The 19,095-nt window shown below is 72.2% G+C and carries 20 protein-coding genes; 5 read left to right on the forward strand and 15 right to left on the reverse strand.

The features are described from left to right. Positions 1-125: 125 nt before the first annotated feature. Positions 126-1,670 (reverse strand): CoA transferase, encoded by a 1,545-nt coding sequence (locus AB0M59_RS00720; RefSeq protein ID WP_364606286.1) that lies wholly within the window; start codon positions 1,668-1,670, stop codon positions 126-128. 14 nt (positions 1,671-1,684) lie between these two features. Then, positions 1,685-3,451: an acyclic terpene utilization AtuA family protein gene (locus tag AB0M59_RS00725; RefSeq protein WP_364606289.1), complete on the reverse strand. Its 1,767-nt coding sequence runs from the start codon at positions 3,449-3,451 to the stop codon at positions 1,685-1,687. Positions 3,452-3,515: 64 nt separating this feature from the next. Between AB0M59_RS00725 and AB0M59_RS00730 the strand changes: the two genes are divergently transcribed. Beyond that, positions 3,516-4,082, forward strand: a complete 567-nt coding sequence (locus AB0M59_RS00730) for a helix-turn-helix domain-containing protein (RefSeq protein WP_364606292.1) — start codon at positions 3,516-3,518, stop codon at positions 4,080-4,082. A gap of 19 nt (positions 4,083-4,101) precedes the next feature. Here the strand turns inward: AB0M59_RS00730 and AB0M59_RS00735 are convergent, their stop codons facing one another. Continuing rightward, a complete protein-coding gene (locus AB0M59_RS00735; protein ID WP_364606295.1) occupies positions 4,102-6,465 on the reverse strand; it encodes an FUSC family protein in 2,364 nt (787 codons plus the stop codon). Between the two features lie 158 nt (positions 6,466-6,623). Here AB0M59_RS00735 and AB0M59_RS00740 point away from each other — a divergent pair, with 158 nt between their 5' ends. Next, positions 6,624-7,073, forward strand: coding sequence for a MarR family winged helix-turn-helix transcriptional regulator (locus tag AB0M59_RS00740; RefSeq protein ID WP_364606297.1), 450 nt, complete (start codon positions 6,624-6,626; stop codon positions 7,071-7,073). A 57-nt stretch (positions 7,074-7,130) separates the two neighbouring features. Here the strand turns inward: AB0M59_RS00740 and AB0M59_RS00745 are convergent, their stop codons facing one another. The 9 genes from AB0M59_RS00745 to AB0M59_RS00785 form a co-directional block, all read right to left on the reverse strand. Beyond that, positions 7,131-7,868 (reverse strand): FAD:protein FMN transferase, encoded by a 738-nt coding sequence (locus AB0M59_RS00745; RefSeq protein ID WP_364606300.1) that lies wholly within the window; start codon positions 7,866-7,868, stop codon positions 7,131-7,133. Then, on the reverse strand, positions 7,865-8,287 hold the full coding sequence (locus tag AB0M59_RS00750; protein ID WP_364606303.1) for an FMN-binding protein: 423 nt from the start codon (positions 8,285-8,287) through the stop codon (positions 7,865-7,867). Before AB0M59_RS00750 ends, AB0M59_RS00745 begins: the two co-directional genes overlap by 4 nt. 14 nt (positions 8,288-8,301) lie before the next feature. Then, positions 8,302-9,672, reverse strand: coding sequence for a ferredoxin reductase family protein (locus tag AB0M59_RS00755; RefSeq protein WP_364606306.1), 1,371 nt, complete (start codon positions 9,670-9,672; stop codon positions 8,302-8,304). Between the two features lie 172 nt (positions 9,673-9,844). After that, complete coding sequence (locus AB0M59_RS00760; protein WP_364606309.1) at positions 9,845-11,059, reverse strand: DUF6596 domain-containing protein; 1,215 nt, start codon at positions 11,057-11,059, stop codon at positions 9,845-9,847. Further along, a complete protein-coding gene (locus AB0M59_RS00765) occupies positions 11,056-11,418 on the reverse strand; it encodes a YciI family protein (protein WP_364606312.1) in 363 nt (120 codons plus the stop codon). Before AB0M59_RS00765 ends, AB0M59_RS00760 begins: the two co-directional genes overlap by 4 nt. Then, entirely contained in the window at positions 11,415-12,152 is a 738-nt protein-coding gene (locus AB0M59_RS00770) for a dihydrofolate reductase family protein (RefSeq protein WP_364606315.1), read from the reverse strand. The genes AB0M59_RS00765 and AB0M59_RS00770 overlap by 4 nt, the downstream gene beginning before the upstream one ends. A 150-nt stretch (positions 12,153-12,302) precedes the next feature. Then, positions 12,303-12,758, reverse strand: a complete 456-nt coding sequence (locus tag AB0M59_RS00775; RefSeq protein ID WP_364606318.1) for a hypothetical protein — start codon at positions 12,756-12,758, stop codon at positions 12,303-12,305. A gap of 99 nt (positions 12,759-12,857) precedes the next feature. Beyond that, a complete protein-coding gene (locus tag AB0M59_RS00780; protein ID WP_364606321.1) occupies positions 12,858-13,439 on the reverse strand; it encodes an NAD-dependent epimerase/dehydratase family protein in 582 nt (193 codons plus the stop codon). Between the two features lie 36 nt (positions 13,440-13,475). Next, positions 13,476-14,711, reverse strand: a complete 1,236-nt coding sequence (locus AB0M59_RS00785) for an MFS transporter (protein ID WP_364606324.1) — start codon at positions 14,709-14,711, stop codon at positions 13,476-13,478. 105 nt (positions 14,712-14,816) lie between these two features. Between AB0M59_RS00785 and AB0M59_RS00790 the strand changes: the two genes are divergently transcribed. Further along, positions 14,817-16,295, forward strand: a complete 1,479-nt coding sequence (locus tag AB0M59_RS00790; RefSeq protein ID WP_364606327.1) for a PLP-dependent aminotransferase family protein — start codon at positions 14,817-14,819, stop codon at positions 16,293-16,295. 14 nt (positions 16,296-16,309) lie between these two features. On the opposite strand, the gene AB0M59_RS00795 is transcribed toward AB0M59_RS00790, so the two are convergent. Continuing rightward, positions 16,310-16,876: a TetR family transcriptional regulator gene (locus AB0M59_RS00795; RefSeq protein ID WP_364606330.1), complete on the reverse strand. Its 567-nt coding sequence runs from the start codon at positions 16,874-16,876 to the stop codon at positions 16,310-16,312. Between the two features lie 110 nt (positions 16,877-16,986). On the opposite strand from AB0M59_RS00795, the gene AB0M59_RS00800 reads away from it, so the two are divergent. Continuing rightward, entirely contained in the window at positions 16,987-17,307 is a 321-nt protein-coding gene (locus tag AB0M59_RS00800; RefSeq protein ID WP_364606333.1) for a hypothetical protein, read from the forward strand. A gap of 25 nt (positions 17,308-17,332) precedes the next feature. On the opposite strand, the gene AB0M59_RS00805 is transcribed toward AB0M59_RS00800, so the two are convergent. Continuing rightward, entirely contained in the window at positions 17,333-17,767 is a 435-nt protein-coding gene (locus tag AB0M59_RS00805) for a hypothetical protein (protein WP_364606336.1), read from the reverse strand. A gap of 52 nt (positions 17,768-17,819) precedes the next feature. Beyond that, positions 17,820-18,167 (reverse strand): nuclear transport factor 2 family protein, encoded by a 348-nt coding sequence (locus AB0M59_RS00810; RefSeq protein ID WP_364606339.1) that lies wholly within the window; start codon positions 18,165-18,167, stop codon positions 17,820-17,822. Positions 18,168-18,229: 62 nt separating this feature from the next. On the opposite strand from AB0M59_RS00810, the gene AB0M59_RS00815 reads away from it, so the two are divergent. Further along, complete coding sequence (locus tag AB0M59_RS00815) at positions 18,230-19,066, forward strand: MerR family transcriptional regulator (protein ID WP_364606342.1); 837 nt, start codon at positions 18,230-18,232, stop codon at positions 19,064-19,066. Positions 19,067-19,095: the final 29 nt, after the last annotated feature.

The raw sequence follows: 19,095 nt of genomic DNA on the forward strand, positions 1-19,095 counted from the left end.
TGGAGCGAGTTCCTGAACCACTGCCGCCGGACGGTGATCGACGCGATCCGATACCTGGTCAAGGAAGGATCACCTGGCGGTGTCTACACCGCAGCACCCGAGTCGCAGTGGTACTCGTTCTCGCGTCACTGCCGCCGAAGTGTGCTGAACAGGGCCATCGCGTTCACCTTCCGCGGTTTGGGCAGCCACACCGGCTGGTCGGCGCCGCGCGGGGAGAGCACGTTCAGGTAGTGGTGCGGGGTCCGCGACAGCGTGATGTTCTCCGTGACGCCCTGGTAGATCCCGAGCGGGGTCAGCGAGGTGAACAGCTGCGGGTCGAGCAGTTCGTGCTCGCCGCCGCTGCCGACGGCCTGGTGGACGTAGTCCCAGTCGAAGAAGCCGAGCGTCACCGCCCACATCGCCGCGCGCGTCAGCGACACGTGCACCCGGTAGCTGCCGCCTTCGGTGGCGCGGCGCACCAACGCCGCCATGGCGCCCGTCGCGCCGAGCCAGGCGACCAGGTAGTCGTTGATGATCGACGTCGGCGGCAATTTCGGTTCCGCCAAGCTGCCTTCGGCGGCGACCATGCCGGTCACCGTGCCGGCGACCTGGTCGAACCCGACGCGCTGGGCCCACGGGCCGCTTTCGCCGTGACAGCTGGCGGTGACGTGGATCAGGCCGGGCCGGACGGCGAACGCCTGCTCGGCGTCGACGCCGAGTTCGGTGAGCAGGCCGGGACGGCGGTTGGCGTAGAAGACATCGGCGTCGCGCAGCAGGGCGCGCAGAGTCGCCTGTCCGTCGGGGTTGCGGACGTCGAGGCGGGTCGAGCGGACGCCGACGTTGGCCGTGGCGATCAGCGGGTCCTCTTCGAACTCCATGGCGCGCCAGACGTTGAGCACGTCCGCACCGAGCGACGCCAGCGAGCGGCCGATGCCGGCGCCGGCGATCACGTGGCCCATGCCGAGCGCGCGGATGCCGGACAGCGGGTGGGTGCCCCACTCCGGCAGCGGTTCGGGCGCGGTGTCGGCGACCTTCTCGATCTCGATCAGCGGCCGGGACGCGAGGTGCTCGAACACCGGCTCTTCGACGAATTCCTCGACGCTGCGGACCTTGGCGAACACGATCCCGTGCTGCTCGCCGAGCGCTTCCAGCTCGTCGGCGCTGTGGCGGACGATGGCGCGCCCGAGGGCTTCGGGGTTGTCGGCGCAGTCGAGGACGGCGAGCATCTTCGACTTCAGCCCGGAGTAGATGTTGACCGGGATGACACGGCGGCCGTCGCGGGTCGGGTAGAAGGCGAAGTGGGCGCCGACCGAGCGGTCGGACATGGCGGCGGGATAACCGTTGAGGGTCTCCCACCGCATTTCCGAGGCCGGGGCGAGCCGGCGGATGGCCTGGCCGAGATCGACGGTGATGTCCTGGCCGAGACCGGTGCGCATCCGCCACAGCTTCGCGGCGATCACCGACTGCTGGGCCAGCGCGACCGCGGCGGCGCCGCCGATGCGCAGGGTGCTGGGCATCAGCGGGTCGCGCTTGAGGAACGTGACCGTCCCGCCGCTGTCTTCGGGGGTGAAGCCGAGCGGGGTGAGGATGGCGCGGAGTTCGGCGTGCGGGTCGAACTCGTCGTCGGTGGCGCGGTTCTGCACGGCCTTGAGCATGGCGTCGCGCAAGGCCCGCGGGTCGGTGGTTTCCACTGTGGACTCTCCGGTCAGGGCAGCAGGGCGGTCGGGACGTCGACGTGGCGGGCGCGCAGGAACTCCCCGAGGGACTTGCCGATCTGGTCGAGGGCCAGGTTGGCGGAGCCGCTGGGTGGGAAGTAGCCGCGCAGCACGAACGAGATGCCGTGCAGGTTCGGCTGTTCGTAGCGTTCGATGTCGACGGTGTCCGGGCAGCCGAGCAGCTCGCGGAGGCGGTCGGTGGTCAGGAACCCCGCGAGCCACGGCCACGCGGCTTCGTCGCGGGACCACACGCCGAGGTTGGCGTTGGCGCCCTTGTCGCCGGTGCGCGCGTAGACGATCTGTCCGAAGGGGACGGTCGTGGTGAGGCCGGATGGTGTCGTGGCGCTCGAAGGGGTTTCGGGCTGGCCGGTGAAGACGGTGGTGTCCGGTGGGGGAGCGATATCCAGCACGCGCCCGTCGGGCAGGTGGACCTGGTGCTGGAGGTCGGCCTGGCGCACGAGCCCGGGCCAGTAGTCGATCCGCGGCTGGCCGCCCATCGAGTACATCTGGGTCATGTCGATGTAGAAGCCGGGGATGCTGCCCAGGCCGTAGGAGCAGAACTGGTTCAGGAACCCGGACACCGTCTTCTGGTCCGATGCGGCGACGGCGAGCTGGACCGCGACGGTGGCCTGCCATTGGTTCTCCGGGTCGGGGACGGGCTGCCCGCAGACGAAGAAGTGCAGCTCGTCGACCGGGTGATCGCGGCGCGTCCGTTCGGCCTGGGCCTTGAGCACGTCGACCTTGGCGTCGACGTCGAGGCCGGTGGGGAAGAGCCAGGTCGCGCCGCGGTAGCCGCGCTGGAAGTTGATACCGACCTTGGTCGTCCGGGACGCGGCGCTGCCCCGGGCGCCGGTGACCCGCACCCGGTCCGGGCCGTCTTGGGCCAGCTCGATGGAGTCGGTGTGCCAGGTGACGTCCGGGTTGAGGTAGCGCGGGCCCTGGATCTCGTACATCAGCTGCGCGGTGACGGTGTCGACGGTGACCTCGCCGTCGTCGCCGGCTCGTTTGGTGATCACGAAGCTGCCGTCGCCGGCGACTTCGGCGATCGGGAAGCCGGGCAGGGTGTTGTCCGCGATGCCGGTGAAGCCGGCGAAGTTCCCGCCGGTGGCCTGCGGCCCGCACTCGATGATGTGCGCGGCGGCGGTCGCGCCGGCGATGCGGTCGAGGTCCTCGCGGTCCCAGGCGTGCCACCACGCGGCCGGTCCGGTGACGAGGGAGGCGTCGGCGACGCGGCCGGTGATGACGATGTCGGCGCCTTCGCCGAGGGCGGTCTTGATGCCCCAGCCGCCGAGGTAGGCGTTGACCGCCAGCAGCTCGGCGGGGTCGACGTCCAGGGTGGCGCCGGTTTCCAGGTGGTTCAGCTGCCCGTCGGCGATCAGGTCCTTCGCGGTGTCGGTGAGGTCGTCGCCGGTCACGAACGCGACCTTCAGGTCCAGCCCCTGCGCGGTGACTTCGGCGCGGATCGCCTCGGCGAGACCCGCCGGGTGGTAGATCCCGGCGTTGGTGACGACCTTGATCCCCTTCTCGGCGATCGCGGGCAGCTGGGGACGCAGCTGGCGCAGGAAGAACTCCGAGAAGAACCGGCGACGGCCGTCGGGGTTGCCGTGGAAGCCGGCGACGACCATCGACATGGTGATCTCGGCCATCGAGTCGCCGATCACGACGTCCACCGGATCGCCTCGCACGGCTTCTTCGAACGCGGAGAACCGGTCGCCCATCGCGCCGGAGAAGTTCGCGATCCGGACCGGACGCGCCATACCGACCACTCCTCGTTTCGTTGACATCTGTCGCCGAAATCGACGCTACTGCTATCGTGGACAGGTGTCAACGAACGAGGCTTTGCGGGCGCCGGCCCGCACCGACAGCGCCGACCCCCGCGCCGCGCGGGTGCGCGACCAGCTGCGGCGAGCCGCGTTCGACCTGATCGAGGAACGGCGGGTCGAGCGGATCTCGGTCAGCGACATCACCCAGCGCGCCGGTGTCAGCCGTCAGGTGTTCTACCAGCACTTCCGCGACCGCGACGACGCCGTCGCCCAGGCCGTGGCGGCCTTCTTCCGGGAGCTGGTCCCCGATGACGACGAGGCGGAAGACCCGCGTGCGGTGATCCACCGGCTGTGCGACTTCGCCGCCCGGCACGCCGCGCTCTACCGCAACCTCTACCCCAGCGCGGCGTCCCAGCAGACGGCGAACGCCTACCGCGACCTGCTGCACCCGGCGTGCTTCCGGCTCGTCGAGCACCTGCCGGAGCCGGCGACGCTGGCCGACTTCGTCCTGGGCGGCATCATCGAAGTGCTCCGGCTGCCGGCCGAAGCGTCCGGCGTTCCGGTCACCGCCGAGTCCTTGCGCCGCCGCGTCGACGCCTGCTTGGACGTCATCAGCAGGCCGTGATCGCTCGTCGAGGCCGGCTTCAGCGGAGCCGGACGTCGCGTCGGTGGCACTGCCGGCCGGGCGGCGGAGCCTGGCGCGCGGCCGCCGCGAGCCAGACCTCCTGCACCACTTGCCGGCCGTGGGCCAGCACCGTCGAAGCGGCCGGGCGGTGCCGGGTCGCCGCGGTGATCAGGACGTACGAGCCGGCACGCGGAGCTTCCAGCGCGAAACCGCCGTCGGGCGCCGACGTCGCCCGTGCGGTCTGCCTGCCGTCCGCGTCGACCAAGGTCAGGGTGGCGCCGGGGAGGACCGAGCCGGTCGCGTCGTGGACCCGGCCGCGGATCGGCGTGACGCACGGCGCGGCCGGTCCGGCGAGCTGACCCGGCTCGTCGCCGGTCGCGATCTCGTGCAGCAACTGCCGCAGGTGGATCAGGTCGAGCAGGACGGACTCGTCCGCCCGGGAGCAGTTCCGGGTGAGGGTGGCTTCGGCCAGGCCGAGCGCGGAGATCACGTCCGGTTCGCTGGGCTCGGCCACGGCTGCCGCGACGGCGGCCAGTGCCCGGGCCGGCGCGGCCAGGGATCGGTCCGTGCCGCGGCGCAGGTGGGCGACCAGCCGGTGGGTGTGCTGCACCAGCGTCGCGGTCAGCGTCAGCCGGTGGCGGGTGGTGCGGGACCCGCCGCCCCACGGCACGGCGGCCACGAGCGGCGCGGCCACGAGCCGCAGCTGGCGCAGGTCGTTGTCCAGTACCCGGACCTGGGCGTCCGGGTCGGGGACGCCGGCGTGCCCCTCGATCCGGTGCGCCGCGGCGCCGAGCAGCTCGGCCAGCGTGCGCGCGAGGGCGCGCTCGGCGCTGCGGACGGTGTCGCGGGTGCTCAGCGGCGTCAGCACCAGACCGACCCCGACGCCGATGGCCGCGCCGATCGCCGTCTCCTCCAGCCGCAGCACGAGCAGGCCGGCGGAGAACTCGTTGAGCACGCTGTAGAGCTGGCTCACCATGATCGTGACGAAGAAGATCATGTACGCGTAGGACAGCCGTTGCAGGTAGAAGCCGCAGAACATGCTGCCCACGATCACCGCGAGCACCGCCGAGGTGTGCCCGGCGGTCAGGTGGGCGAGCGCGATGCCGGCGCCCAGCCCGACGAGGGTGCCCAGGACGCGGTTGACCGACTTGAGGAACACCTCCGACCGGGTCGCGGTGCCGGTGAACGCGACGAACGCGGCGATCACCGCCCAGTAGTAGCGCTGCTCGGACAGCAGCCGCCCGAGCACGATCGCCAGGCCGCCCGCCACGGCGACCTGCACTGCCTGACGGGTCGTGAAATCCAAGCGCCGCAAGGGGTTCCACGCGCGGCCGCGGGGTTCGACGTCGCCGGCCGCGGCGGCCGAGCCCGGCAGCGCGCCCAGCGCGATCGTCACCGCCGGCTCGAAGTCGCCGGTGCCGCCGAGACCGTCCCGGTCGGCGCGGCGGACGACGCCGAGGTAGTCGGTGACCGCCACGGCCACCAGCCGGGCGGGGGAGGTACCCGCGCGCGCCAGGAGCGCTTCGGCAGCTTGCCCGGCGGCGGCGTAGTCGTTGCGGGCGAACAGGTCGAGCACGCGCGCCGCGCGGGCGACGAGGTCCCGGTCCGGCTCGGCGCTCAGCTGCGTGCAGGCGGTGACGAGCAGGTCGATCGCGAGCTGCGCGTCGATGGTCGTGCGCCGGATCGCCGCCGCCGGGATGGCATCCGGCAGCACGGGCACCTCGGCCGACCACGCCTCGATCATCAGCGCGGACTCGGCGAGCCGGGCCTGCGCCGCGTGGATCCGCCGCGAGGACTGGCCGTCTGCCAGCAGGGTGGCGCACCGCCGGACGACCGTACGAGCCCGGGCGCCGAACGCGCGGCGCGTGCGGGCGAGGGTGCGGGCCGGGTTGCCGCGCAACACGGTCAGCGAAAGCAGCAGCACCCAGACGCTCGCGATGACGACGGCGACGAGCATGGCGGGCAGGCCGTCGAGGGTGGCGTGCAGGAACGCGGCGAAGAAGTAGCCCATCCAGACCATGAAGCCGTAGAAGAAGAACGGGACGCCGAACCGCCGGACGAACACGGCGGCGAACATCACGACGACGAACACCGCGAGCATCAGGTCGGTGTGCGGTGAGACCAGGACGCCGAGCACCATCCCGAGCCCCATCGCCACCGGGAACAGCGCGGCGGTGCGCACCTTCGGCCACACCCCGGTGCCGGACAGCGCCATCGACCCCATCATCGCGGTGATGGCGCCGAGCAGGACCGCGATCAGGGTGGCCTGCGGCCCGGCCCCGGTCAGCGTCGCGTAGCCGTACTCGACGGCCAGCCCGGTGGTCATGGCGACGGCGGCCGAGACCGCGCTCCACAGCCTGGTCAGGCCCGGATCGGAGCCCATCGCCTTGTCCCTGATCCGGTGAACCGTCGCCGCCGCGTGTCCCATCCGAGTGACTTCGCCTTCCCCTCGCCGAAGATGTCGGTATCATGCCGACATTTATCGGTATGATACCGATATCACCTGCGGCCGGGCAATCGGCCGGAAGGTAGGTTCACGGGATGGACGCGCTCGACCTCATCGAGGCCCACACCGCGGTCATGGTGCGCAACTTCGAGCTGCTCAGCCGCCGCACCGACGTCTACGACGAGGTCGACCGCGCGGGTTACCTCCTGCTGCGCACGCTGGAGGTGACCGGGCCGGCGGACATCACCACGCTGGCGGCCAAGCTCGGCCTGGACCCGTCCACGGCCGGCCGCCAGGTGTCGGCGATGACGTCGGCCGGCCTGGTCGAACGGACGCCGGCCGCGGACGACCGCCGCCGGAGCATCGTCGTGGCCACCGAGGAGGGCCGGGCGCGGGCCCGCCGGGTCCACGAACGCCGCCGCGCCAACCTGGCCGCGATGTTCACCGGCGTCCCCGAGGACGAGCTGCGGGTGATCGGGGAGTCGTTCGCCCGCTACAACCGGGCTGTCGCCCGCGAATACGACGTGAGTCTCCTGCCCGAGTGAGTCGCGCGGGTCGGTGACGAGCTTGCGGGCTTCGCCTCGCCGAGGTCATCGACCGGCTCAGCCTCGGGAGCTGACGTGCGGAGTGATCCACCGCGCGCCGGCGGTGTCCACGACGAAGACTTCGTGGTCCTCCAGTCCTTGGGCCCAGTCGAAGGCGCGGTGTCCCATCGCGACCGCGGCGGTGGCGTAGGCGTCGGCGCGGATGAGGGAGGGGCCGGTGACCGTGACCGCCGCCAGGTCGCGGGCCGGGGTGGCGGTCAGCGGGTCGACGATGTGCGCCCCGCGTTCGGCGGTGCCGGACGTCGCGACCGCGAGGTCGCGGCCCGTGACGACCGTGAGGATCCGGCGGCTGTCGGCCGGGTCGCTGATACCGATCCGCCACGGCCGGCCGGGTGCGGCCTCGCCCGAGAGGTGGACGTCGCCGCCGCCGTTGATCGCGTGGTTCTCGCTGCCGTGGCGGTCCAGCAGCTCGCTCGCCCGCTCGATCGCCCAGCCCTTCACCAGGCCGGTCGGGTCGGGCGTGCCGCGCCAGCGGGCGGTGAAGTAGCCGCCGGTTTCGGCCTCGAACTGTTCGCACCGGCCGAACACCTCCGCGACGAGCGGGTCGGCGTCGGCGATCGTGAGCTCACCGCGGCCGATACGGCTGATGTCGCTGTCCGGCCGGAAGGTGCTGAACAGCGCGTCGACCCGGTGCAGCCAGGCGACGACGTCGGCGATCGGCGAGCCCCAGTCGCCGGGGTCGCGGACGTCGATGCTGAAGACCGTTCCCATGCAGTGCTCGACGTGGACAGTCACGACAGGCCGGCCTTGTCGAGGGCGCTCTGCAGAGACTTCACGTAGCCGTCGGAGGTGTAGGTGGCGCCGGAGACCGTGTCGATGTCGGCGCTGGCCGCCTGTGCGGCTTCCTGGTTGAGCACCGGGACGGCGTACTCGTTGATCTCCTGGTCCCGCCGGCTTTCGGTCGGGTATTCGACCGCGGTGACCGACGCGAGCTTGCCGTTCGCGACGGTGATCCGGACCTGGACCGGGCCGAACCGGGTGTCGGCGGCGTCGCCGTCCACGGTGCCGGCCGAGGTGCTCGCCGCGGTGCCGCCGCTGCCGCTGACGGCCGCCGGTGGGGTGGCCGCCGCCGTCGTGCCCGGCTGGGTCTTGAACGACAGCAGCAGCACCAGCCCGGTGACCGTGCCGGCGAAGGCGAAGAGGACCCGTTTCATGGGGGAGGCCTTTCTCAGAACTCGAAGCTCTCGTGGTGGATCTGCCGGCGGGGCACGCGCGCGGCGCGCAGTTCGGCGTGCACGGCGTCGGCCATGCCGGGTGGCCCGCAGACGTAGACGTCGTGCCGCGCGATATCCGGGATGTGCCGCCGCAGCAGGGTCAGCGGGTCGCCGCCGTGCTCGGCGCGGGTGCCGGTGAGGATCCACAGGCGGGCGCCGCGGTCGGCGGCGAGCTGCTCGAGCTCTTCACGGAACACGACGTCGGCTTCGCGGCGGGCGCGGTAGACGAGGGTGAGGTCGCCGGGCGCTGCGGGCAGGGCCTGGAACAGCGCGCGGATCGGGGTGATTCCGGAGCCGCCGGCGACGAGCAGGACCTTGCGTTCGCGGCGGGCGGAGGGGGTCATCGCGCCGTAGGGCCCTTCGGTGACCACGCGGGTCCCCGGCTTCAGCGCGGCGAGGGCGGCGCTGTGGTCGCCGAGCGCCTTGACGGTGATCCGCAGCCGGCTGCCGGACGCGGGTGCGGAAAGGGAGTAGGGCGCGGAGACCCACCACAGGTCGCGGGTCAGGAAGCGCCAGCGGAAGAACTGCCCGGCCTCGGCGCGCAGCTCGTCGAGGTGCCGGCCGGTGACGACGACGCTGACGACGCCGGCGGCTTCCGGAGACACCGATTCGACACGCAGCCGGTGGCGGAACGCCTGCCGCACCGGCGTGACGAACCGGTACCAGAGGATCGCCGCGCCGGCCAGGACGTACAGCGTGGACCAGGCGGTGCGGGCGGTGCGGTCGTCCATGAACTGGGCGCCGGTGGCGAACTGGTGGCTGAACGCCAGCGCCATCGCGAGGTAGGTGTAGAAGTGCAGGAAGTACCAGGTTTCGTAGCGCAGCCGGCGGCGGGCGGCGCGGGCGGAGCTGATGCCGACGCCGACGAGCAGCAGCCCGGCGACGGTCGCGGCGAGCACGTCCGGGTAGGTCAGCAGCAGCGTCGCGGACTGGTCGAGGACGCCGGTGTGCGCGGAGACGGCGTAGCCCCAGGTGATGAGCAGCCCGTGCGCGACGATCAGCGAGACGACGTACCGGCCGCCCATGGCGTGCCAGCGGGCGAGCTTGTCGGCGCCGATGCCGCGTTCCAGCGGCGGGATGCGCGCCATCAGCGCGACGAGCACGACGAACCCGTACCCGGCGAGCAGGCCGGTGATCCGCCCGGCGTCGGTCAGCCAGCCCCCGAACCCGGTCACGGATGGTGTCCCGGCCCACCACAGGCCGAGGGCACCGAGTGCCCCCGCCGCGATCACGCCCAGGACGGCACCAGGGTTCACCCGGACCGGCGGGGGCGCCGCGGGCGGCGGCGCGACCTGCTGGACGGGGACGGGGTGAACGGTTGTCATGCCCTCTTTGTCCGTCACGCAGCTGTAGCGGAGGTGGGTGGTTCCTGTGAGCAGCCTTTGAAGTTCGGGCGGTTCCGGACACACCGTGAAGCGGGGTCGTGGACAACCGACAGTCCATTGTGGACGCCGATGTCGGCGCGTGGCCGAGGTGCGGCCGTAGTGCCGTGGTCAGTCACTCCAGGCGCGCGGCGCGGGTCAGGAGGTGGCGCTTCTCGGGTTCGCTGGTGGTGCGCCGGGCCGCCTCTCGGTAGCCGGCGCGCGCCGCGCCGAGGTCGCCGGCCATCTCCAGCAGGTGGGCCCGCACGGACACGAGGTGGTGGGAGGCGGAGAGGCGCTGGTCGGCCGAGAGCGCGTCGAGCAGGGCCAGCCCCGCCGCGGGTCCATGTACCTCGGCCACGGCCACCGCCCGGTTGAGCGTCACCGTCGGGTTGGGTGCCACGCGCTCCAGAACCGTGTAGAGGGCCAGGATCTGCGGCCAGTCGGTGACTTCGGCGGTGGGTGCCTCGTCGTGGACGGCGGCGATGGCGGCCTGGAGCTGGTACGGGCCGATCAGGCCCTTCGCCAGCGTGTCGGTCACGAGGGCCACGCCCTCGGCGATGGCCTCGGCATTCCACAACGTCCGGTCCTGCTCGCTCAGCGGCACCAGCGACCCGTCCGGGGCCGTCCGGGCCCGGTGGCGGGCGTCGGTCAGCAACAGCAGGCCCAGGAGCCCGGCCACCTCGCCGTCGCCGGGGACCAGCCGGTGGAGCTCGCGGGCCAGCCGGATGGCCTCGGCCGTCAGCTCGGCGCGCACCAGCTGCGCCCCCGACGTGGCCGTGTAGCCCTCGTTGAAGACGAGGTACACCACGTGGAGCACGACCGCGAGCCGTTCTGCTTGCTCAGCCGGCGGCGGCAGGGCGAAGCCGGCTCCGGCCGCCTTGATGCGTTGCTTCGCCCGGCTGATGCGCTGCGCCATGGTCGCCTCGGGCACGAGGAAGGCCCGGGCGATCTCGGCGGTCGACAGGCCGCCGACGGCGCGCAGGGTCAGCGCGATCTGGGACGGGGGCGTCAGGGCCGGGTGGCAGCACAGGAACAGCAGCGTGAGGGTGTCGTCGCCGGCGGGTCCAGGGTCCACCTCGCCGCCGGCGGGCGGAGTGCGGAGGGCGTCGGCCTCCTCCCGCCGGCGGCGAGCGACGTCGCTGCGCACCTGGTCGGCGAGGCGACGCGTCGCCACCGTCACCAACCACGCCCGGGGGTTCTCCGGCCACCCCTGCACCGGCCACTGGGCCGCGGCCGCCACCAGCGCCTCCTGGACGGCGTCCTCGCAGGCGTCGAAAAGGCCGTAGCGGCGCACCAGCGCCCCGAGCACCTCCGGGACCAGCCGCCGGACGGCCTGCCAGTCGGTCACGGCTCGACGTTGGCCTCGTGCATGAGCGGCCGGACCTCGACACCCCAGTAGCGCGCCGACGGGTTGCGGGCCGCGATCTCGAGGGCCCGTTCCAGGTTGTCGCAGTCGAGGATCGTGAAGCTGCCCAGGTACTCCTTGGCCTCGGCGTAGGGGCCGTCGGTCACCACCGGCGTCCCGTCGGCGACCCGGACCATCTTGGAGTTCATCTGGTCGGCCATCCCGTAGGCGCCGACCAGCTCACCCGACTCGAACAGCTCCTGGTTGAGGGCGTCGGTCTCCCGGATCAGCTCGGCGAGGGTCTCCGCGCCGATCGAGGTGAAGGCTTCCTCGTTGCCGTAGATCAGCAGCATGTACTTCACAGCGCGCTCCTCCGCTCCGCCTGGGCCGGTCCGACCAGGTCGCCGCCGGCTCCACGATCGTCCAGCACCAGCTTCGACCGCCCGGTGACGGTATAGCGGATGTGGGTGACCCCGGGCGACTCGACGACCCGCGTCGGGACCAGCTCGATGCCGTCGTCCGCGCCGAGGCCGAGACTGGGGTCGAACAGGCGCTGGCCGTCGCCCAGCAGCACCGGGGCGATGTGCAGCTCGAACTGGTCGAGCAGCCCGGCGGTCAGCACCTGGCGCAGGAGCTCCCCGCCGCCGGCTACGGCCACGTCCTTGCCGCCGGCGGCGTCGCGGGCCAGCTCGACGGCCCGCTCGGGTCCTTCGGTGACGAAGGTGAAGGAGGTGCCACCCCGGCGTTCGAGCACGTCCCGCGGACGGTGGGTGACGACGAACACCGGCGCGCGGAACGGCGGCTCCTCGCCCCAGGGGAACTCCCCGGCGTCGAACATGCGCCGGCCCATGACGTAGGCACCGGCCGCCGCGAAGGTCTCCTCGACGATCTCCGAGTCGATCGACTGCTCGCCGCCGGCGAAGCCCTGCCGCTCGCGCCAGGCCATGGCGTCGACGGCCCAGCGGGTGACCCGGAAGAAACCGGGCGCTTCGGGCCCCCGCATCCAGCCGCTCATGTCCGTGGGGTTCTGCGCGTCCCGCGGCCCGGTGTAGCAGCCGTCGAGGGACACCGACATCTGGGCGGTCACCTTGGTCATCGTTCGTGCTCCACTCGTGCTGACGGCCCTTTTGGCCGCCGATGACCCTCAGTCGGAGCCGACCGGCCGTTCTCGACACGCGCCGATGAGAAAAATCCGAGGAGCGCTACTGAGGGGTGAGCCGCCGCGTGAGCGGCCCACCCCGTCAGGTCAGCCGCAGGCGACCGGTCCGGCCGAGGCGCGGAACTGGTTGACGCTGCCGGTACCCAGCGAGAGGCTGCCGGACACGTAGATGCAGTGACCGTTGGTGCCGGTGACCACCACGCCGCCCGCGAAGGTGGAGAACGAGCCGGAGTCGGTCACCGGCGTGGGCATCGTCTCGGTCCGGATGCTGACCGACATGGAGTGCGACCCGGAAGCGTTGTCGTAGACCTTCGCGCAGTTGGTGCCGCCGTTCGCGCTCGAGTACCACAGGCGGAGCGTGCCCGTGGCCTCCCCGAGCTGGTTGGTCAACGACTTCGGCAACCCTTCCTTGTGGAGCTCGGTGCCCGGACAGGTCGTCACCGTCTTGGCCGCCGCGGCGCCGGCCTGCGCGGCGGGCGCCGCGACGGAGGCCATCGCCACCACCCCGGCGACGACGGCGAACTTCTTCACGAGTGACCGCATGCTGTCTCCCTCGGATCAGCGGTGCCCGGGTTTTCCGGATCACCGCCGACCTCACGCCTGGGAGGGCGGAAGCGTTTAGCCGATCTTGTCGGCGGACGGTCAGTCGACGATCGTGACGACGCCCGTGGGCGCGTCGAGGGCCTCGATCGTCAGCTCGGCCGCCCGGTCGATGTGCACCCGGGGCTCGGCGGGCTTCTCCCGCTCGTTGTACGTGCCGGGGCCGTAGAACTGGCCGTAGCTCAGCACCACGCCGCCCTCGGCCAGGACCGAGCGTTCGAGGTCCGCTACGGCCGCCGCGTCGGGGCCGTCGGGCAGCTGCCAGGCGACGCTCTGGGCGAGGATCTTCGGCGAACCGCTCCGGCGGGCGGCCTCGATCAGGTTGTGGTTGCCCTCGGTGCGGATGCGGGCGTTGCGTTCGGCGTGGTCGCCGATCTTCGTCACGTCGTCGGGCAGGTCGGTGAGCTCGTTGAGGACGACGTCCGGCTTGAAGTCGCGGACCGCCTGGACGAGTTCGTCGCGGTCGAAGACGTCGCAGAGGATCGCCACCGCCCCGAGGTGGATCAGCGGCTCCATCTTGGCGGCCGAGCGCGTCAGGGCGCCGACCTCGTGCCCGGCTTCGACCAGTCGCGGGATCAGCCGCTGCCCGAGCACGCCCGAAGCGCCGGCGAGGAACACCTTCATCACTTTCTCCTTTGTTCGGATACCAGGTCTGTCCGGTCAGGACACTCCATTGAGGACTTCATCGGTCGCCGTCCGTGCTGCGGAGATCCGGTCGACGGCCCAGACGAGCAGGGCCACCACGCTGAACCCGGCGCCGAGGACGCACACCGCGCCCCAGCCCCACGTGCTGTAGACGGTGGTCGCCGAGACCGCGCCACCACCGAACCCGACGGAGTAGTACGCCATGTTGCTGCCGATGAGCCGGCTGCTCGAGTTCGGGTCGATGCCCACGATCAGGTGCTGGTTGGTGACGTGGACGGCCTGGCCGGCGAAGTCGATGACCACGATGCCGGCCAGCAGCGGGACCAGCGAGTGCGGCAGCCACGCGATCGGCAGCCAGGACACCGCGAACAGCGCCAGCGTGATGCCGGTGACCCACTGCGCGCGGCCGCGGTCCGCCAGCGCGCCGGCCCGCGCGGCCCCGATCGCGCCCGCGGCGCCGACGAGACCGAAGAGTCCCACCGCCGACGTCGAGAGGTGCCACGGTGCCGCGCTCAGCGGCAGCGCCATCGAACCCCAGAGGGCGCCGAAACCGGCGAACATGAACAGCGTGATCAGGCTCCGGACGCGGAACACCCGCTCGTGCGCCGTCAGCGTGAACACGGACGTGATCAGCCTGCGGTAGGAGACGCGCGGCCGGTCCGGGAGCTCCGGCGGCAGCCGGAGGCCGAGGACGAGCGCGACGCCGAGCATCAGCAGGGCCGAGACGACGTAGACCGAGCGCCAGCCGAACGCGTCGGAGAGCAGGCCGGACACCGTGCGGGCCAGCAGGATGCCGATCACGACGCCGCTGGTCACGATGCCGAGGATCCGGCCACGGGAGCGGGGGTCGCTCACCACGGCCGAGTAGGCGATGATCACCTGCTGCACCACGGTCGCCAGCCCGACGACGCCGCTGGCGACGAAGAACGTCACCGGTCCCGGCGACACGGCCACGGCGACCAGCGCCACGGCGGCGATCACGGAGCCCGCCGGGATGAGGATCCGCCGGTTGAGCAGGTCGCCGAGCGGCACGATCAGGAGCAGGCCGAGGAAGTAGCCGACCTGGGTCACGGTGGTCACGAAGCCCAGGCCGGCGGGCCCGATCCCGAGGTCGCGCCCGATCTCCTCCAGCAACGGCTGGGCGTAGTAGATGTCGGCGACCGCGATCCCGCAGGCCACGGCCAGCAGGACGGCGAACCCGGTGGTGATGCCGGGTGGTCCGGGGGTTTCCCGGACGTCGAGTGAAGTCATGGTTCTCCCTCGGGGAGTGGTTGCGACGGGGGTTCGAGCGGATCGGCGCCGACGGGCTCAAGTCCCACGTTAGGCCGGAGTGGAGCAGGAGTATGGTCCATTTTCATGGTGGAAACACGGGCCAATTCCCCGGCGGAAAGGCCCTCCGCCGAAGGGCTCGGCGCCGATCTGCACCTCGATCACCTGGGCTTGCGCGGCCGTCACGGCCTGCGCACGTCGCTCACGAACGCCCTGCGCGAGGCCGTGCGGACGGGCCGGCTCCAGCCCGGGGCGCGGTTGCCGTCGTCGCGCACCCTGGCAGCCGATCTGTCGATCGCGCGCAACACCGTCGCCGACGCGTACGCCGAGCTCGTGGCGGAAGGCTGGCTCACCGCGCGGCAGGGTTCGGGCACCCGCGTCGCCCGCCGCGCCGAACCCGGCCGGGCGCCGAAGGCCGGCTCCGACCGCGTGGCGCTCCGGCGGCCGACGCCGATCCGCGCGCCCGGCGCCCGGTTCAGCCTGCTGCCCGGCAACCCGGACCTGGCGAGCTTCCCGCGGGCGCAGTGGCTCGCGGCGGCTCGGCGCGCGCTCACGGCCGCGCCGCACGAAGCACTCGGCTACGGCGACGCGCGGGGCCGCGTCGAACTCCGCACGGCCCTCGCCGGCTACCTCGCCCGCGCCCGCGGCGTGCACGCGACCCCGGACCGCATCGTGATCTGCGCCGGTTTCGTCCACGGGCTGCGCCTGATCGGCAGCGTGCTGCGCGGGCGCGGCGTGCGGACGGTCGCCGTCGAGGCCTACGGCGTGCCGCAGTACTACGACCTGCTGACCGACGCGGGCCTGCGGACTCCGGCCCTCCCGCTCGACGAAGGCGGCACGCGCACGGCGGAGCTCGGCTCCCTCGACGCGGGTGCGGTCCTGCTGACACCGGCGCACCAGTACCCGACCGGGGGCGCGCTGAGCGCGGACCGGCGAGCCGCCGCGGTCGACTGGGCGCGGGCCACCGGCGGGCTGGTGCTCGAAGACGACTACGACGGCGAATTCCGCTACGACCGTCAGCCCGTCGGCGCGCTGCAGGGCCTGGACCCCGATCGGGTCGGGTACTTCGGCACCGCGAGCAAGTCGCTCGCCCCGGGGCTGCGTCTCGGCTGGATGGTGCTGCCCCGGCCGGTGGCGCAGGAGGTGATCGCGGCCAAGGGCCACGTCGACTGGGCACCCGGCTCGTTCGACCAGCTGACCCTCGCGGAGTTCCTCACCTCCGGCGACTACGACCGGCACGTGCGCGCGATGCGGCTGCGCTACCGGCGCCGCCGTGACCAGCTGGTCGCGGCGGTGGCGGAGCACGCGCCCGGCATCCGCGTGTCGGGGATCGCGGCGGGCCTGCACGCGGTGCTCGACCTCCCGCCGGGCACCGAGCGGCCGGTGATCGCCGCGGGCGCCAAGCTCGGCCTGGCCCTCGACGGCCTCGGCGACTTCGTCCACCCGTCGGCTCGAGAGCTGCCCGCCGGGTCGCGCGGTGACGGCCTCGTCGTCGGTTACGCGACGCCGCCGGACAGTGCCTGGCCGGGAGCGCTGGCCGCGTTGTGCGAGGTGCTGCCGCGCTGAGAACGACCGGCGGATCAGGGGGAAGCGGTCAGAGCCCGCAGTTGGTCGAACGACTGGCGAATGGCGTCGCGCAGGTCGAGGTCGGCGTCGGCGTCGACCCATCGTTCGAAGGCGACCCGGTACACCGCTGAGCCGGCCTCGGCGGCCAGGCTGGCCTCGGTGTCGTCGATGCCTCGCTGTCGAAGCCCGTCGGCAAGTGCGGCCGACATGTGGGCGAGCTTGATCAGTTCACGTTCGCGGAGATCGGCGTTGGCCATGATCACCGCGTGCCGCTGCCGGGCGAGCTCACGGTCGTGTCCGATGAGGTCGGCCGCGGCGTCGAGCGCGGCCGCGACGACCTCCAACGTCGACATCGTGGCGGGCGCCGCCTCCAGCGCTGCCAAGGATTTCTCCGCCATCTCGGCCGCTCGGTCGAACAGGACCTCGCGCTTGTCGGCGAAGTAGCGGAAGAAGGTGCGGGCGGTCACGCCGGCCCGGTCGGCGATGTCGGCGACCATGGTCTGGTCGAAGCCGTGTTCGAGGTACAGGGCCAGTGCGGCCTCGCGCAGCCGGTCACCGGCTCCAGGCTCCCATCGTCCCATGGCGCGATTGTAGGTCCGGCGCGCACTGATGTCATCTGATGACATCGGCGTGCTAGAGTGATGTCAGTAGATGACATCAGGCTCGATCAACCCCCTCGAAGGGACAGATCATGTCGACGAACCCGGATCCCGCCTCGGCACAGACGTTCATGGTGGTCGCGACCCTCCGCGACGACACGGACATGGCGGAGTTCGCCGCGCTGAGAGACGACGAGCACAAGCAGCTGGAGGTGCTGCGCTCGGACCGGAAGATCGGCGCCCACTACGTTTCCCCCGCCCGGCGGGCGACGTTCATCGAGGTCATCGCGGCCGATGAGAAGCAAGTCACGGAGACGCTGGCGACGCTGCCCTTCGCTCGGTTCTTCGATGCCGACGTCTACCCGACGACGCCCCCGGACGCGGCGGAGGTCGCCCACCGCACGCGATCGTGAGCCGGGACGTCGTGAGCCGGTGACGTCAATCCGGCTGCGCCGGCTTCCGGCGCAGCCGGGCTCGGACGACGCGGTAGCCCGCGCCGCCGGCGCCGATCACCACCAGCACGCCGCCGAACGCCGTGAGGAAACGCGCGCCGTCCGTGGCCCGTTCGACGCGGTGCTCGGCCGGCCAGTACCTGACGTTCATCCGGCTGCCGACCTGGTATCGGTCTCGGGCTCCCAGCTTGATGTCCACGCGGACGACACCGTCGGGCCCGGCGAAGGCCACCTCGTATTCCGGCGCTTTCTGCGCCACCAGCACCTGGGCGGGGAACACTCCCGCCGACCGGTTCTCCACGGCGACCGCGCGGAGGCCGGCCACCAGGAACATCGCGCCGAAGATCGCCACGATCACCAGCAGCCAGGTGCCCACGTAGCCGAAGACCCGTCTGTCCGCCTCGGATTCCCCCGTCTCCATACCCCACGATATCCGCGAACCTGCTCGGCGGCAGGCCTCGCCGGTGGCGCCGTCACGGTGCGATCACCAGCTCGGCGATGCGGTCCCCGGCGAGGGTGAACCGGAATCGCAGGTCGACGACGCCGCCGGGGAAGTCGCCCTCGAGGTGGTGCACCGCCACGTAGTGCTCGTCGTCGACGCGGTGGGCCGCGACGAGCGTCGTGGTGTACGTGTACTGGCTCGCGGCGCGGGACAGCCAGTCGCGGATCTCCGGCTTGCCGCGGTGGTTGTGGCCCTCGTCGGTGACGACGGCGTCCTCGGTGTAGCAGGCCAGCGCCGCGTTCAGGTCGCGGGTCTGGTGGGCGGTCAGGTAACCGGTGATCACGGCGGGCAGTTCGCGGGTGTCGATCGCTTCACTCATGCCGACCACCGTGAAGGCTCCCGCGGGGAGAGGGTCAAGCGACGTGGGTGCACAGTGGGAGGGTGTTCCGTGGATTGACGATCGGGGAGTTCGCTCAGGTGACGCATCTGAGCGTCCGGACCCTGCGCCGCTATCACGAGTCCGGGCTGCTGGAGCCCGCCTCGGTCGACCCCGCCAGCGGCTATCGGTACTACTCCGCCGACCAGATTCCCACCGCGCAGGTCATCCACCGGTTGCGGGAGCTGGACGTGCCGCTGGCCGACGTGGGCAAGATCCTCGCCGCCGAGGGTGCGGCGGAGCGCGCGGACCTGGTCGGCGAGCACCTCCGGCGGCTGGAGGCGGAACTGGACCGCACCCGGGCCGCGGTGGTTTCGCTGCGGCGGCTGCTGCGTCCCGACGAGGGCGCGCCGCACGTCGAACTCCGCTCGGTGGCGGCGAGGACGGTCGCCGCGGTCGAGGCCGTCGTCGACCACGACGAGGTGCTGTCCTGGTACGGCGAGGCGATGGCCGAACTCGACGCCGCGGTCGTCGGCCTGCCGCCGCTCGGGGCGCCGGGTGGCCGCTACGCCAACGAGTTGTTCACCGGCGGCCGGGGCGCGGTGCTGGTTTACCGGCCCGTCGCGGACCCACCGGCCCGCGGGCGGGTGCGGCCGGTGGACCTGCCGCCCGCCGAACTCGCCGTCGTCGTCCATTCCGGACCCCACGACGACATCGACGTCACCTACGGGCGGCTCGGCGCCTGGGTGGTCGACCACGCCCTCACCGTGGACGGTCCCGTCCACGAGACCTATCTCGTCGGCCCCCGCGACGATCCGGACCCGGCGGCCTGGCGGACCGAGATCGGCTGGCCCGTGTTCCGGCTCGCGCCCGGGCGCGAGGGAACCGGGGCCGCGGACTGACCGTGCCGAGCGCGTGACACGCCGACGGC

Origin of the sequence: Amycolatopsis sp. NPDC051371 (assembly GCF_040682155.1) — a bacterium.
Lineage (GTDB): Bacteria > Actinomycetota > Actinomycetes > Mycobacteriales > Pseudonocardiaceae > Amycolatopsis.